This is a genomic window from Micromonospora halotolerans (assembly GCF_032108445.1).
GTDB classification, from domain to species: Bacteria; Actinomycetota; Actinomycetes; order Mycobacteriales; family Micromonosporaceae; genus Micromonospora; species Micromonospora halotolerans.
In genome coordinates this window covers 3,094,527-3,108,632 of the sequence record NZ_CP134876.1, presented here as the reverse complement: position 1 = coordinate 3,108,632, position 14,106 = coordinate 3,094,527, and the positions used below count along the sequence as shown (strand labels likewise).

General features: G+C 73.0%; 14 protein-coding genes. 6 read left to right on the top strand and 8 right to left on the bottom strand.

Translation table 11 applies throughout. The features are described 5' to 3' along the window. Positions 1–147: 147 nt before the first annotated feature. Genes RMN56_RS14825 through RMN56_RS14810 form a run of 4 tightly spaced genes read right to left on the bottom strand, consistent with a single transcriptional unit; the run spans position 148 to position 4,358 of the window. Positions 148–957, bottom strand: a complete 810-nt coding sequence (locus tag RMN56_RS14825; RefSeq protein WP_313724345.1) for an inositol monophosphatase family protein — start codon at positions 955–957, stop codon at positions 148–150. Beyond that, positions 950–1,402 carry a response regulator gene (locus RMN56_RS14820; protein ID WP_313724344.1) on the bottom strand — a complete coding sequence of 151 codons (453 nt, stop codon included), beginning with the start codon at positions 1,400–1,402 and terminating at the stop codon, positions 950–952. Before RMN56_RS14820 ends, RMN56_RS14825 begins: the two co-directional genes overlap by 8 nt. Then, on the bottom strand, positions 1,399–3,123 hold the full coding sequence (locus RMN56_RS14815; RefSeq protein WP_313724343.1) for a sensor histidine kinase: 1,725 nt from the start codon (positions 3,121–3,123) through the stop codon (positions 1,399–1,401). Before RMN56_RS14815 ends, RMN56_RS14820 begins: the two co-directional genes overlap by 4 nt. Beyond that, positions 3,120–4,358, bottom strand: a complete 1,239-nt coding sequence (locus RMN56_RS14810; protein WP_313724342.1) for a PP2C family protein-serine/threonine phosphatase — start codon at positions 4,356–4,358, stop codon at positions 3,120–3,122. Before RMN56_RS14810 ends, RMN56_RS14815 begins: the two co-directional genes overlap by 4 nt. 269 nt (positions 4,359–4,627) lie before the next feature. On the opposite strand from RMN56_RS14810, the gene RMN56_RS14805 reads away from it, so the two are divergent. After that, on the top strand, positions 4,628–7,051 hold the full coding sequence (locus RMN56_RS14805; RefSeq protein WP_313724341.1) for a M28 family peptidase: 2,424 nt from the start codon (positions 4,628–4,630) through the stop codon (positions 7,049–7,051). Positions 7,052–7,135: 84 nt separating this feature from the next. After that, the gene (locus tag RMN56_RS14800; protein WP_313724340.1) at positions 7,136–7,738 is read left to right on the top strand and encodes a dihydrofolate reductase family protein; all 603 of its coding nucleotides are present in this window, start codon (positions 7,136–7,138) and stop codon (positions 7,736–7,738) included. 25 nt (positions 7,739–7,763) lie between these two features. On the opposite strand, the gene RMN56_RS14795 is transcribed toward RMN56_RS14800, so the two are convergent. After that, entirely contained in the window at positions 7,764–8,939 is a 1,176-nt protein-coding gene (locus RMN56_RS14795) for a low temperature requirement protein A (RefSeq protein ID WP_313724339.1), read from the bottom strand. A gap of 210 nt (positions 8,940–9,149) precedes the next feature. On the opposite strand from RMN56_RS14795, the gene RMN56_RS14790 reads away from it, so the two are divergent. After that, on the top strand, positions 9,150–9,482 hold the full coding sequence (locus RMN56_RS14790; RefSeq protein WP_313724338.1) for a PadR family transcriptional regulator: 333 nt from the start codon (positions 9,150–9,152) through the stop codon (positions 9,480–9,482). Beyond that, positions 9,479–10,387: a hypothetical protein gene (locus tag RMN56_RS14785; RefSeq protein WP_313724337.1), complete on the top strand. Its 909-nt coding sequence runs from the start codon at positions 9,479–9,481 to the stop codon at positions 10,385–10,387. Before RMN56_RS14790 ends, RMN56_RS14785 begins: the two co-directional genes overlap by 4 nt. 20 nt (positions 10,388–10,407) lie before the next feature. Here the strand turns inward: RMN56_RS14785 and RMN56_RS14780 are convergent, their stop codons facing one another. The 3 genes from RMN56_RS14780 to RMN56_RS14770 all read right to left on the bottom strand — a co-directional run bounded on the left by RMN56_RS14780 (position 10,408) and on the right by RMN56_RS14770 (position 11,949). Continuing rightward, positions 10,408–10,662: a Smr/MutS family protein gene (locus tag RMN56_RS14780; RefSeq protein WP_046564396.1), complete on the bottom strand. Its 255-nt coding sequence runs from the start codon at positions 10,660–10,662 to the stop codon at positions 10,408–10,410. 59 nt (positions 10,663–10,721) lie between these two features. Then, positions 10,722–11,087 (bottom strand): tetratricopeptide repeat protein, encoded by a 366-nt coding sequence (locus RMN56_RS14775; protein WP_313724336.1) that lies wholly within the window; start codon positions 11,085–11,087, stop codon positions 10,722–10,724. 91 nt (positions 11,088–11,178) lie between these two features. Beyond that, complete coding sequence (locus RMN56_RS14770; protein ID WP_313724335.1) at positions 11,179–11,949, bottom strand: ROK family protein; 771 nt, start codon at positions 11,947–11,949, stop codon at positions 11,179–11,181. Between the two features lie 79 nt (positions 11,950–12,028). Here RMN56_RS14770 and RMN56_RS14765 point away from each other — a divergent pair, with 79 nt between their 5' ends. Beyond that, a complete protein-coding gene (locus tag RMN56_RS14765) occupies positions 12,029–13,666 on the top strand; it encodes an ABC-F family ATP-binding cassette domain-containing protein (protein ID WP_313724334.1) in 1,638 nt (545 codons plus the stop codon). Positions 13,667–13,704: 38 nt separating this feature from the next. After that, the gene (locus RMN56_RS14760) at positions 13,705–14,022 is read left to right on the top strand and encodes a hypothetical protein (protein WP_151465425.1); all 318 of its coding nucleotides are present in this window, start codon (positions 13,705–13,707) and stop codon (positions 14,020–14,022) included. The last annotated feature ends 84 nt before the right edge of the window (positions 14,023–14,106 follow it).

The window sequence follows — 14,106 nt, the reverse complement described above, 5'->3', positions numbered from 1 at the left end:
CGGCGGCGGCTCCACCGGCGCCGGGCGGCGGCCTGCGGGCGGAGACCGCCGGTCACGATACCGGACCGCGGGTCGCGCACCACGCCCCCGACCTCGGACGACGCAGATCGTCGACGGAGCGTGCCGGGGCCGTCGCGGACCGCTCGCTCAGCCGCCCAGGAGGGCGGCCCGGACCTGTTCCCAGGTCTCCTCGCTGGCCGCGACCAGCAGGCCCTTGCCCTCGTCGGCCGGGTGGTAGTCGGTGCCGTCGAAGCGGCGGGCCACCCCGCCGGCCTCCCGCACCAGCAGCGTGCCGGGGGCATGGTCCCAGGGCAGGGTGCGCCAGAAGAGCACGAACTGCTGCGTGCCGGTGAGCACGTCCAGGTATTCCCGGCCGGCACAGTGCTGGCCGGGCAGCAGCTCGCCGAGCCGCGCACCGCCCGCCTCCACGCTGCGCCGGAAGTCCGGGGGCAGGAAACGGGTCATCGCCGTGCCGCGCAGCGCACCGACCTCGGGCTCCCGCCCGGCGGTACGCACCGGCTCGCCGTCCAGCCAGGTGCCGTCGCCCACCCGGCAGCTGGCCAGCGCGCCGTCCAGCGGGTCGTAGACCCAGGAGGCGACCGGCACCCCGTCGGTCAGCAGCGCCACCATGAGGGCGAAGGGACGCCGGCCGGCGGCGAAGTTGGCGGTGCCGTCCACCGGGTCGACCAGCCAGACGTCACCGGCGCCGCGCAGGTGCCGCAGCAGGGTCGGGTCGTCGGCGACCGCCTCCTCACCGACCACCACCGAGCCGGGGCGCAGCCGCCGCAGCCCGGCGGAGATCAGCGCCTCGGCCTTCCGGTCGGCGACGGTGACCACCTCGCCGGGAGCCTTCTCGGAGATGTCGGAGTCGTCGAGGCGGCGGAACAGCGGCACCACGATGTCGGCCGCGGCCTCCCGCAGCAGCGCGCCGACCTCCTCCAGCAGCGGGTCACCCACGCGGCGGCAACTTGACCACGCTGACGAAGAACTCGTCGATCTGGCGGACCACCGAGATGAAGCGCTCGAAGTCCACCGGCTTCGTCACATAGGCGTTGGCGTGCAGCTGGTAGCTGCGCAGGATGTCCTCGTCGGCCTGGGAGGTGGTGAGCACCACGACCGGGATCCGGCAGAGCTGCTCGTCCTTCTTGATCTCCTCCAGCACCTCCCGGCCGTCCCGGCGGGGCAGGTTCAGGTCGAGCAGGACCAGGTCGGGGGTCACGGCCTCCGCGTACTGGCCCTCGCGGCGCAGGTAGGCCAGCGCCTCCGCGCCGTCCGAGACGACGGTGAGCCGGTTGCGGAGCTTGTGCTCCTCGAACGCCTCCTGGGTCATCAGCACGTCGCCCGGATCGTCCTCGACGAGCAGGACCTCGATCGGGCTCTTGCCGTCCGCCGGCGCGGTCATCCCACCGTCTCCTTCATGCCACCCGTCTCACTGTCTCGGGCCGCCCCCTCGGGCGTCTCTTCCCGGGCCGTGCCGTCCGGCTGCCGGGTCACGCTCACCGCGGCGTCCTCGACGCCGTCCCCGGTCGCCGCCCCGTCCCCGGTCGACTCCTCGACCTCGGCCGGTTCCGCCGCCGCGACGTCCTCGGCCAGGGCGGGAAGCGTGAACCGGATCGTGGTGCCCTCCGGGGTGTCGGTGTCCACCCACACTCGGCCGCCGTGGTACTCGACGATCTTCTTGACGATGGCCAGCCCGATGCCGGTGCCCGGGTAGGCGTCCTTGGAGTGCAGCCGCTGGAAGATCACGAAGATCTTGTCGGCGAACTCCGGCTCGATGCCGATGCCGTTGTCGCGGCAGCTGATCTCCCACTCGCCGTCGACCAGCCGGGCCGAGACGTGCACCTTCGGTGGCACGTCGGGGCGGCGGAACTTGATCGAGTTGCTGACGAGGTTGGCCAGCAGGTTGGTCAGCAGCGGCTCCTCGCCGCGGATCACGGGCAGCTCGTCCCAGCTCAGCTCGGCGTGGGCGTACTGCCGGGCCGCCTCGGTCTGCCCGGCCACGTCGCCCATCACCTTGTTGAGGTCGACCTCGGTGAAGCCGGTGGTGAGCCGGCCGATGCGGGAGAACGCGAGCAGGTCGTTGATCAGCCGCTGCATCCGCTGCGCGCCGTCGACCGCGAACGCGATGTACTGGTCGGCCCGCTCGTCGAGCTGGCCCGCGTAGCGTCGTTGGAGGAGCTGGCAGAAGCTGGCCACCTTGCGCAGCGGCTCCTGCAGGTCGTGCGAGGCGACGTACGCGAACTGCTCCAGGTCACGGTTGGACCGGGTGAGCTCCTCGGCCTGCTTCTGGAGCTGGCTGTTGACCCACTCGATGCTCTCGCGCGCCTCGCGTACCTCGTCCAGCTCCCGGGCGATCTTCTGCCGCATGAGGTCGATGTCGTCGGCGAGCAGGCGGAACTCCGGCGGCCCGCTCCCCTCGATGTGGTGCCGGTAGTCACCCGAGGCGACCTTCCGCACCTGACTGACCAGGCCGGAGAGGGGCCGGATGAGGATCCGGTCGAGGGAGAGCAGCAGGACCGCACCGGCCACCGCCACCACCAGGGCCGCGATGATCAGGAGCACCACCAGCACGTTGCTGGTCGCGTTGACCTTGTCGGCGGTCTCCTGCCGGACCTCCAGGATCTCGTCCTGGAGGGCGTCGACCGCCGTGCGGATGCTGTCGAACTGCTGCCGGGTCTGGTCGGTGATCAGCGCCTGGCCGGCGGACGGGCCGCTGCGCTCGGTCGTGGCGATGACCGGCTCGGCGACGGCGGTCCGCCACTCGGCGGCCCGCTGCTCGACGACCCCCACCTCGCGCAGCACGTCCGGGTAGTCGACGGCCAGCTTCCGCATCTCGGCGACGGTGTCCCGCTCCCGCCGCAGACCGTCCTGGTAGGGCGCCAGGTCCTTGCGGTCGGCGTTCACCGCGTAGCCGCGGACGGCGGTCTCCTGGTCGAGCAGGGCGCTCATCAGCTCCTGCGCCTGGACCCGCAACGGGCCGGTCTTGAGCAGCACCGCGTCGATGTTCTGTCGGTTCTTGGCAGCGAGGGTCGCCTCGGCCGCGGCCAGCCCGAGCAGCAGCACCAGCACCACGCCGAGCAGCGCGATGACCCGCCGCCGCAGGGTCCAACCCTGCTGGTTCACCGGCCACCGCCGCGGGTGACCAGCAGCATGGCGACGTCGTCGGCGAGCGGGCCGCCGTTGAGCTGCTCGGCCCGGCCGACCAGCCAGGCGGGCAGCTCGGCCAGGGACACCGCGCGGTTGGCGGGGTCGGCGAGCAGATCGGTCAGCCCCGGCACGTCCAGCCGGTCGTCACCGCTGCCCACCCGACCCTCGATGAGGCCGTCGGTGTACATCAGCAGGGACCAGTCATCGGTGTCGAACTCCAGGTCGAAGGCAACGGGTCGGCGCGGCCGCACGCCGAGCAGCAGACCGCCCGGGGCCGGCACCGGAGCGACCTTACCCCCGCTGAGCAGCAGCGGCGGCGGATGGCCGGCGAGTCGCACGGTGGCGCGGTTGGCCGCCAGGTCGAGCCGGGCGGTGGCCACCGTGGCGAAGATCTCCTGGAGCCGGCGCTCGCTCATCAGCACCTGCTCCAGCGCGGGCAGCACCTCGTCGTCCGGCACCCCGGCCAGGACCAGGGCCCGCCAGGCCACCCGCAGCTCGACGCCGAGGGCGGCCTCGTCCACGCCGTGGCCGCAGACGTCGCCGACGATCAGGTCGATCCGGTCCGGCCGGGTCTGCACCACGTCGTAGAAGTCGCCGCCGATCAGCGCGGCGTGCCGGCCGGGGCGGTAGAAGGTGTGCACCGCCACCTGGTCGGTGGTCATCAGCGGCTGGGGCAGCAGGCCGCGCTCCAGGCGGGCCGACTCGGCCTGGCGCAGCTCCACTTCACGCAGCCGGCGGGCGTTCTCGTCGGCCCGCTTGCGCTCCACCGCGTAGCGCAGCGCCCGGGTCAGGAGGACGCCGTCGACCTGCCCCTTGACCAGGTAGTCCTGCGCGCCCTCGGCGACCGCCACGATGCCCAGGTGCTCGTCGGAGCGGCCGGTGAGCACGCAGACCGCCGCCCCGCTGGCCATCTCCAGCACCTGGCGGAGCCCGTCCAGGCCCTGCGCGTCGGGCAGGCCCAGGTCGAGCAGGACGCAGTCGACCCCCATCACCCGCTGCCGGGCCTCGCTGAGACTGGTGGCGACCAGCAGGTCGATCATCGAGTTGGTCTCGGCGAGCAGCTCGCCGACCAGGAAGGCGTCGCCCTCGTCGTCCTCGACCAGCAGGACCCGCAGTCGCTCGCCGGGCGGCACCCGGCCGTAGTGCCCCAGCCCGGCCTGCGGCACGACGGGGACGCCGGGCAGACCGACGCCCCGGTGCGGCCGGGTCACCGCCGCGAGACGCGGGAGTTCGCTGGTGATGTCGGGGCTCCTTCCGAGTGCGCTGCTGATCCTGTATCAGACAACGGTCGCACACAACACGACCGGAGTCGGCGCGGGCGAGGTGAGCGAATCCACCCGACGAACAGCGGCACGGCCAACGCCCGATGTTACGCCGCGACCGGGGTCCGGCCGGGAGCGCACCGGCCGGCGGGAGTGCCGCCGCAGGCCGCGGGGGTGCAGGATGATGCCCACCCCCGAAGCACCCCGAGGAGTCACCCGTGGGCGTACCCCCCACCCGCGCCGTCGACCGCGCGCCGGCCCGGCCGGGCCCGCCTCCCACCCGGCCGGCCGACCGGGCGCTGGCCCGGCCGCGCCGGCGGCTGCCCGCCGCGCTGGCCGCGCTCGCCGCGCTGCTCGCCGTCGGCGCCGGCGTCCTGGTCGACCTGGCCACCCCGGCGCCCCGCCCGGCCGACGCGCCCGCGGACGCGTTCAGCGCCGAGCGGGCGTACCAGCAGGTCAAGGTCATCGCGGCGCGACCGCACGTGGCCGGCAGCGCCGCCAACGACCAGGTCCGGGAGCACGTCGTGGGCGTGCTGCGCGGGCTGGGCCTGGAGACCGAGGTGCAGGACACCGTGGCCCCGGAGGCCGGGCAGCTCAGCGGGGCGGCCGGTGGCGCGACCCTGGCCCGGGTCCGCAACGTGGTGGCCCGGCTGCCCGGCACCGACCCGACCGGACGGGTCTTCCTGGTGGCGCACTACGACTCGGTGCAGTCGGGGCCGGGGGGCAACGACGACGCGGCCGGCAGCTCCACGATCCTGGAGGTGGCCCGGGCGCTGGCCGCCGGCCCACGCCCCCGCAACGACGTGGTCCTGGTGCTCACCGACGCGGAGGAGGCGTGCCTGTGCGGGGCCGCCGGCTTCGCCGCGGACCACCCGCTGGCCGCCGACGGCGGCGTGGTGCTCAACCTGGAGGCCCGCGGCTCCACCGGCCCGGTGATCATGTTCGAGACGTCCCGGAACAACGCGAAGCTCGTGGAGGCCTTCGGGCGCGCCGCACCGCACCCGGTGGGCACCTCGTTCGCCGTGGAGATCTACCGGGCGCTGCCCAACGACACCGACTTCACGGCCTTCCTCGACCACCGGTTCGTCGGGCTGAACTCCGCGTACATCGACGGCGGCGCGGTCTACCACACCCCGCTCGACGTGCCGGCCGTCATGAACCGGGGCAGCCTCCAGATGCACGGCGACAACGCGTTGGGCCTGGCCCGCGAGTTCGGCCGCACCGACCTGCGCGACCTGCGCTCCGGTCACGACGACACCTACTTCCCGGTGCCCGGCGGGCTGGTCCGCTACCCCGGCTGGCTGACCCTGCCGCTGGCGCTGGCGGCCCTGCTCGCGGTGGGCGTGCTCGGCGTTCTGCTGCGCCGGCGCGGCCGGGCCACCACCGGGCGGCTCGTGGCCGGCGTCGCGCTGGCCCTCGTGCCGGTCGTCACCGCCCCGCTGGGCGCGTGGCTGCTCTGGACCGCGGTCACCACCGTCCGCCCCGGCTACGCCGAGCTGCTCGACCCGTACCGCCCGGTCTGGTACCGGCTCGCCGTGGTGGCGCTCGCCGCCGCGATCCTGTTCGCCTGGTACGCGCTGACCCGCCGGTGGGCGGGTCCGGCCGCCCTGGCCTTCGGGGGCCTGGTCTGGCTGGCCCTGTTCGGGGTGCTCCTCGCCGTGCTGGTGCCCGGTGGCGCGTACCTGACCACCCTGCCCGCCCTGGCCGGCGCGCTCGCCGGCCTGGCGGCGCTGGCCACCCGCCGGGACGGCCCCTGGCCGGTGGTCGCCGTGACCCTGGCCGGTGCGGTCGCCGTGGTGATCCTGCTGCCCACCGTCGTGCTGCTCTTCCCGGCGCTCGGCATGGGCATGGGTGGCGTGGCGGCGCTCGTCGCGGTGCTGCTCGGCCTGGCCGCGCTGCCCGTCGTGGACCTGCTGCACCCGCAGGCCGGCGGCCAGCGCGGCCTGCTCGCGCTCCGGGCCCGCCGGCTCGGCGCGCTGCCCGCCGGCGCCGCCGCGCTCGCCGCCGTGGTGCTCGCCGGGGTCGGCCTGGCCGTGGACCGCTTCGACGCCGCGCACCCCGTGCCGACCCACCTCATGTACGCCCTCGACGCCGGCACCGGCAAGGCGCAGTGGCTCAGTCACGAGGAGGATCCCCAGCCCTGGACCGACGGGTACGTGGACCGCGCCGTTTCGGTGGCCGACGACTTCCCGGGGCTGGGTGACGCGGAGTTGCGGAGCGGCGCGGCCCAGGCGGCGGACCTGCCCGCCCCGAGGCTGGAGACCCTCTCCGACACCCGCTCCGGCGACCAGCGGGTGCTGCGGGTCCGGGTGCTGCCGCAGCGGCCGGTCCGGCTGCTCTCCCTGCACGTGGACACGTCCACGGCGCAGGTGCGGTCGGCCACCGTGGCCGGGCGGGACGTGCCGGTGAAGGCGCGCGACGGCCGGTGGGGCTTCGGCGTCGTCTTCCACGCCCCGCCGCCGGAGGGCGTCGAGGTCACCCTGACCCTGGTGCCGAAGGCGGGTCAGGTGAACCTGCGTGCCATGGACGCCAGCGACGGGCTGGGCGAGCTGCCCGGGTTCCGGGCCCGGCCCGCCGACGTCGGCGTGGTGGGCTCGCACAGCTCGGAGATGCTGGCGGTGGCCCGGACCTATTCCTTGTAGAAAAATTCTGCGACGGATGTCGAGGGAGGTGCCCCAGCTTCTACTCCTGGGTGAAGGACGAGCCACGATCCGAGGAGCAGAACGATGACGAAGGTGACGACCGGAGCCACCATGTCGCTGGACGGCTACATCGCCGACACGTCCCACGGCGGGTTCGAACACCTCTTCCGGTGGTACGGCAACGGCGACGTGGAGGTCCCCACAGCCAACCCCGACATGACCTTCCGTACGTCGGAGGCGAGCGCACAGCACATCCGCGAGTTGACCGAGCGGACCGGGGCGCTCGTCGTCGGCCGGCGGCTGTTCGACATGACCAACGGCTGGGGCGGTCGGCACCCGATGGACGTGCCGGTCGTCGTGGTCACCCACCACGTGCCCGAGGGCTGGGACCGGGAGGGCGACTCGTTCGTGTTCGTGACCGACGGCATCGAGGCGGCGATCGCGCGGGCGAAGGCCATCGCCGGCGACAAGGAGGTCGGCGTGAACGGCGGCACCATCGCCACCCAGGTCCTGGAGGCCGGCCTGCTCGACGAGGTCCACGTCGACCTCGTCCCGGTCCTGCTCGGCGACGGCATCCCGCTCTTCGCAAATCTGGGGATCGCCCCGCTCCAGCTGGAGGGCCCCACCCGCGTCGTACAGGGCACGGAGGTCACCCACCTCGCCTACCGGGTCCGGAAGGACGGCTGACGCCCGACGCCGCGCCCGTCCCCCGTCAGCCGGGGCGCCCCCGCAGCGGGGGACGGGCCCGCCGCCCGCCCATCATGTCCCCGGTCACCACCCCGGCCAGCACCAGCACCGCGAAGGCGGTGACCAGCATCGGCGGCCAGCCGCCCGCCCACGGCGTGGCGGCCACCAGAGCCACCAGCCAGAACACCCGGTGCCGCGGGAACGTGCCGACGATCCGGTAGGTGAACAGGGTGCGCCCCAGCAGGAAGAGCGCGGGCCCGCCCAGGATCAGCGCGATCCACCGGCCGGGCGTCTCGCCGGTGGGCCGCTCGACGACCAGGTCGGACGCGGCGGCGGTGCAGACCACGCCGGTCAGCATGACCAGGTGGGTGTACGGCGCCAACCGGGTCGCCCGCCGCAGCAGCCTGGGCGCGGTGGTCCGCACGATCGAACCGGCCCGCAGGACGTAGATCTGCCAGAGCAGAAGCATCGAGGCGAAGGCGGTCAGGAAGGCGGCCGAACGGGCCAGGGTGAACTCGGACCTGCTGATCTCCAGGGTCGGCACCAGGATGACGTCACCGAGCGCCAGGATGATGAACTGCTGGTAGCGCTCACCCAGGTGCTCGGTGGTCTTCTCGTACTGCCTGAAGGGCACCCGGCCGAGACGAGGCGTCGGGTAGCGCGCCGCGGCCGAGACGTAGTCGATCGTGATGGCGACCGCCCAGAGCGTCCACGGCCACCCATGCGGCAGCAGCGCCCCGCCGATCCAGAAGAAGCTGGAGACCACGAACCAGAAGAGGAACCGCAAGGCCCGCTGCTCGGCCATGTGCCGGTGCTGGTGCAGCACGGTCACCAGCACCACCCCACGGATCAGGTGGGGAGCCACGTAGCCGACCGCGAAGACCAGCGCGTGCGAGTTGACGGCCAGCGCCGCAGCCGTCACCACGGCACCGAGCATGGTCACCATCAGGATGGCCTGGATCGGTCGCTGGTCCGGGTCGTAGAAGTCGGTGGTGGTCGAGGTGACCGACCAGGTCCACCAGATCGCCATCAGCATGATCACGACCTGTGCGACATCGCTCCCCGAGGGCCGGTCCGCGATCAGCATCGAGACCAACGCCAGCGCCGCCACGAAGACGACGTCGAAGAGCAGCTCCAGCAGGGTCGCCCGGGTCGACCCGTTCGGCCGGCGCACCAGCTCGCTGCTGCCTCCGGTCGTCATGCCCGGCCTCCCGCCGCCCGAGGCGCCGCCTCTCCGGGCAATTATCCGGGCAAGGGGCTCTTACCGGGCTTACTTCTGGCGGTCGGAGCTCTCGGGTTCAGACGATGTCGCCGCGGCCATCCGCTCCCCGCAGTCCGCGTCGCGCCCGGATCTTGACCGATACGTCGATCATCTGCTTATGTCGACGACATGACTAGGCCCTCCGCGTCGATGCGCGAACCTACCTATTTCATCCTGGCCGCACTGCAGGACGAACCCTTGCACGGCTACGCGATCGTCAAGCGGGCGCAGGAGTTGTCCGACGGGCGGGTACGCCTCACGACGGGCACCCTCTACGCCGCTCTGGACCGGCTCACCGGTGAGGAGATGGTGCGGGTGGCCGAGGAAGCGGTGGTCAACGGCCGCGCCCGCCGCACCTACGAGCTGACCCAGCGAGGTATGTCCGCGCTGCGTGCGGAGGCAGAGCGAATGGCTGCGGCGGCGAGCGTCGTTCGCAACCGTTCCGTCCGCCCGATGACCGCGGGTCGGGCGGTGCCGGCATGACCGAGCTGGAGCGCCGTTACCGTTGGCTACTGCGGGCCTACCCCCGCGCCTACCGGCAGTATCGCGCCGACGAGATGCTCGAAACCCTGCTCGCCACGGCTGACAACACACGGCGGCCGAGCCTTCGAGAAGCGGCGGCGCTCGTGGTCGGAGGGCTACGCGCCCGCACCGGTGTCGACCGGCTCGGCTCGCGATCGGCGCTGGGACACTCCGCACTGCGGCTGTCCGCGCTGTCCCTGCTCGTGTACGGCCTGACTCTCTGGGCCGGAGGTCCGATCTCATTCCTGGTGACCGTGCCGTCGGAGGGCCCGTACAACCTCGGCACATGGTGGTTCATCATCATTCCGGCGCTGCTGGTCATCGCGCTTTTCGCCGCGGCGTGGGGTAGCTACCGGCTGGCATTCGGTGCGGCGATATCGACCGTGGTCGCACAACATCTTTCGGCAAACTGGTGGACCGAGTCGCTCTGGTCGATTGATGGCCTCCAGGGCGCGATAAGTCCCAGGTTCTGGCCGGCGCTGCTGGCTTCGCTGGCCCTGCTGCCACTGCTCCGGGCAGCCCGAACGCCCGTGGGCAAACCGTGGGCCTGGCCCGTCCTCGCCGCACTGGCGGTTGTCGCTCTGACGCCGAGCCCGATCAACGGCTGGTCGGACGCACCACTGATGTCCCTGTACGCGTTCGCCGCACTGGCCGTCATCACCGCGCCCATCGATGCCCGGATGCCCATCGTCGCCTCGGCGCTTCTTCTGGTGCCGGCCCTGCAAAACGCCACCTACGAGCTCTACTTCCGACAAGCAGGCTGGGAGCTGGGAACCACCGGCACCACGATCCTCGTTCTCGCGGCGGTCATGGTGATCACGCTTGCTGCCGGAACCGTTACCGGGCGTCGCCAAGCCCGCATGTAGAACCGCGAGCGCTCCGAAACCTACTTCCAGCGGAAGTGGACGAAGAGGCGGCCGAAGTTCTTCGAGTCCTTCTCGACCCGGTGGTAGAGCTGCTTGACGTCCTTCTGGTCGAGGAAGCGCAGCACCTTCTTCTTGAGCTGGCCGGAGCCCTTGCCGGGGATGATCTCCACGAGGGTGGCCTTCTTCGCCACGGCCTCGTCCATGATGCCGCGCAGTGCGCGGTCGATGTCGTGGCCGCGGTTGTAGATGTCGTGGAGATCGAGCTTGAGCTTCACCGGTCCATCGTAGGTACGCCGAAGGGCAGCCCGGCAGGGCTGCCCTTCGTGGTCGTCCGTCAGCGACCGCCGACCTTGCCCTCCACCCGGCGCAGCGCCGCGGTGTAGTCGGCGTTGGTCGAGTACATGGCCGCCGCGATGCGCAGGTGCCGCAGCGCGTCGACGGGGCGGTTCATCCGCTCCAGCGTGCGGCCCAGCACGTGGTGCGCGTAGTGGTCGCTCGGGTCCCGGTCGACCAGCTCGCGCAGCTGCTCCTCGGCCCGGTTGAGCTGGGCCGACTGGAAGTACGCCCGGGCCAGCAGCTGCCGGACCGAGGAGTTGCCGGGCTCGGCCTCGACGATCGGTTCGAGCAGCCGGGCCGCTCCGGTCGGGTCACCCGCTTCGAAGAACATGGTCGCCCGCCGGTACTCCGCCAGAAGATCCACTCGACCCACCTCCTCGTGTCGCGCCAGCCCTTTCTCCGACGCTGGCACAACACCAGCCGTACCGCGAGTGTTCCTTCGGGAAAGATCGTGTTCAGGAGGTCGGGTCGTACCGGTCCCCGACCAGCTCCCAGGCCCGGACACCGCCGACAATTCCGGCCGTGTTCGGGACGACCACCACGTCGTCGCCCATCCGGGCCAGCTGGTCCGGCCGGATCAGGCGCGAGTTGCCTCCGCCCAGGTAGAGCCGGTCCCAGCGGAACACCGGCCGGAGGCCGTCCACCATCTGACGGATCCGCCGGGACCAGAACGCGTCGCCCAGGCGCCGCCGTTCCGGCTCCCCGACGTACGTGTCGTAGGTGGTGTTCCAGCGCACCGGTGCGTGCGACAGCTCCAGGTGCGGAGCGAGCACCCCGCCGTCGAAGAGCGCGCTGCCCAGCCCGGTGCCGAGGGTCAGCACCAGCTCGCAGCCGGTCCCGGCGACCACGCCCGCGCCGTGCACCTCGGCGTCGTTGAGCACCAGCGCCGGCACGCCGAACGCCTCGGCCAGGGCGGTGCGGGCGTCGTACCCGGACCAGCCGGCGACCAGGTCGGGGTCGACGCGGCTGCGCGGGCCGGAGCGGGTCACGTAGTGCGGGGTGGCCACCACCACGCCGTGCCGGATCATGCCGGGCATCCCGACGGTGAGCCGGTCCGGCGGGGGCAGCCGGCCGCCGAGGTCCAGCAGCGTCTTGACGAACAGGGCGGGCGGCAGCGGGTACGGCGTGGGGACGCGCAGCGGCCGGGCGCGCATGGTCCCCGCCGCGTCCAGCACGGAGGCCTTGATCCCGCCGCCCCCGCAGTCGATCGCCAGAGTGGTCACCACGGCTGTGAGTCTCCCTCACCCCGGTCGGGCCCCGAGCCCGGGTCGTCCGATCCGGGCCGCCGGTAGGCTTGATCTCCTCATGAGCGCCACGTTGATCGCCAAGGACCTCACCGCCGGGCACGGCGACCGTCTCCTCTTCACCGACCTGGACCTGGTGGTCGCCCCCGGCGACGTGGTCGGGCTGGTCGGGGTGAACGGCGCCGGCAAGTCGACCCTGCTGCGTACCCTCGCCGGGCTCCAGCCGCTGGAGCAGGGGTCGGTGGTGTCGAACCCGCCCACCGCCACGGTGGGCTACCTGCCGCAGGAGCCGGAGCGCCGGCCGGGCGAGACGGTCCGCGGCTTCCTGGCCCGGCGCACCGGGGTGACCGCGGCGCAGGCGGCGCTGGACGCCGCCACCGAGGCGCTGACCGCCGGGGCGCCGGGCGCGGACGACGCGTACGCCACGGCGCTGGAGCGCTGGCTCGACCTGGGCGGGGCGGACCTGGACGAGCGGGCCGAGCAGGTCGCCGCCGAGCTGGGGCTCCGCGTCGACCTGGAGCACCCGATGACCGGGCTGTCCGGCGGCCAGGCGGCCCGGGCCGGGCTGGCCTCGCTGCTGCTCAGCCGCTACGACGTCTTCCTGCTCGACGAGCCCACCAACGACCTGGACCTGGCCGGCCTGGACCGGCTGGAACGCTTCGTCACCGGCCTGCGCGCCGGCACCGTGGTGGTCAGCCACGACCGGGAGTTCCTCACCCGGACGGTCACCCGGGTGGTGGAGCTGGACCTGCACCAGGGCCAGGTCAACCACTTCGGCGGCGGCTACGCGGCCTACCTGGAGGAGCGCGAGGTGGCCCGCCGGCACGCCCGCGAGGAGTTCGAGGAGTACGCCGGCACCCGGGCGCAGCTGGAGGCGCGGGCCCGGACGCAGCGGTCCTGGATGGAGAAGGGCGTGAAGAACGCCCGCCGGAAGGCCACCGACAACGACAAGATCGGCCGGAAGTTCCGCTCCGAGTCCAGCGAGAAGCAGGCGGCCAAGGCCCGGCAGACCGAGCGGTTGATCGAGCGGCTGGAGGTGGTCGACGAGCCGCGCAAGGAGTGGGAGCTGCGGATGGAGATCGCCGCCGCGCCCCGCGCCGGCGCCGTGGTGGCCTCGCTCCGGGGCGCCCGGGTACGCCGGGGCGACTTCACCCTCGGCCCGGTGGACCTCCAGATCGACTGGGCCGACCGGGTGGCGATCACCGGGGCGAACGGCTCCGGCAAGAGCACCCTGCTGGCGGCGCTGCTCGGGCGGCTGCCGCTCGACGAGGGGCACGCCGCGCTCGGCCCGGGCGTGGTGGTGGGCGAGGTGGACCAGGCCCGGGGGCTCTTCCTCGGCGACGAGCCCCTGCTGGACGCGTTCGGCGCCGCCGTACCCGAGCTGAGCCCGGCGGACGTGCGGACGCTGCTGGCCAAGTTCGGCCTCCGGGCCGACCACGTGCTGCGGCGGGCGGCGACCCTCTCCCCCGGCGAGCGCACCCGGGCCGCGCTGGCCCTGCTGCAGGGCCGCGGGGTGAACCTGCTGGTGCTCGACGAGCCGACCAACCACCTGGACCTGGCGGCGATCGAGCAGCTCGAATCGGCGCTGGCCGGCTATCCGGGGACGCTGCTGCTGGTGACCCACGACCGGCGGATGCTGGACGCGGTGAGCGTGAACCGGCGGCTGCGGGTGGCCGACGGGCGGATCGCCGAAGATTGATCCGTGCCGACCCGGTGGCGCGGGGTGAGAATGAGCCCATGCTCAAGTGGGAGTACGCGCTGCTGGTCCGCCGGCGGCAGGCCGCCACCACCGACATCGGGTGGGAGGTCGTCTTCATCTGGTACGGCCCCGACGGTTCCATGATCGACGTCACGCCGTACGGCGACACCGCGCTGGCCCACCTGAACCGGGCCGGCGACCAGGGCTGGGAACTGGTCGCCATGAGCGAGGACCCGTCCCTACCGGGCAACAACGAGTTGCACCGCTACCACCTGAAACGGCCGAAGGCGCCCGCCCCGCAGCCGCGCCAGCGGATGCGCGGCTCCCGCGCCGCCCGCCGCACCATCGCCGGCTGACCCCGCGCCGGCCGGCGCCGCCCGGTCCCGGCGGGGGAGGCATATCGGGCGGGGATGCGGGTATCGCGCCGCCCGGAGGTGGGC

Excerpts from the sequence above, each read along its gene's own strand:
- RMN56_RS14760 (WP_151465425.1), top strand. The coding sequence starts at position 13,705 with ATGCTCAAGTGGGAGTACGCGCTGCTGGTCCGCCGGCGGCAGGCCGCC.
- RMN56_RS14790 (WP_313724338.1), top strand. The coding sequence starts at position 9,150 with ATGCGCGAACCTACCTATTTCATCCTGGCCGCACTGCAGGACGAACCC.
- RMN56_RS14785 (WP_313724337.1), top strand. The coding sequence starts at position 9,479 with ATGACCGAGCTGGAGCGCCGTTACCGTTGGCTACTGCGGGCCTACCCC.
- RMN56_RS14765 (WP_313724334.1), top strand. The coding sequence starts at position 12,029 with ATGAGCGCCACGTTGATCGCCAAGGACCTCACCGCCGGGCACGGCGAC.
- RMN56_RS14800 (WP_313724340.1), top strand. The coding sequence starts at position 7,136 with ATGACGAAGGTGACGACCGGAGCCACCATGTCGCTGGACGGCTACATC.
- RMN56_RS14795 (WP_313724339.1), bottom strand. The coding sequence starts at position 8,939 with ATGACGACCGGAGGCAGCAGCGAGCTGGTGCGCCGGCCGAACGGGTCG.
- RMN56_RS14820 (WP_313724344.1), bottom strand. The coding sequence starts at position 1,402 with ATGACCGCGCCGGCGGACGGCAAGAGCCCGATCGAGGTCCTGCTCGTC.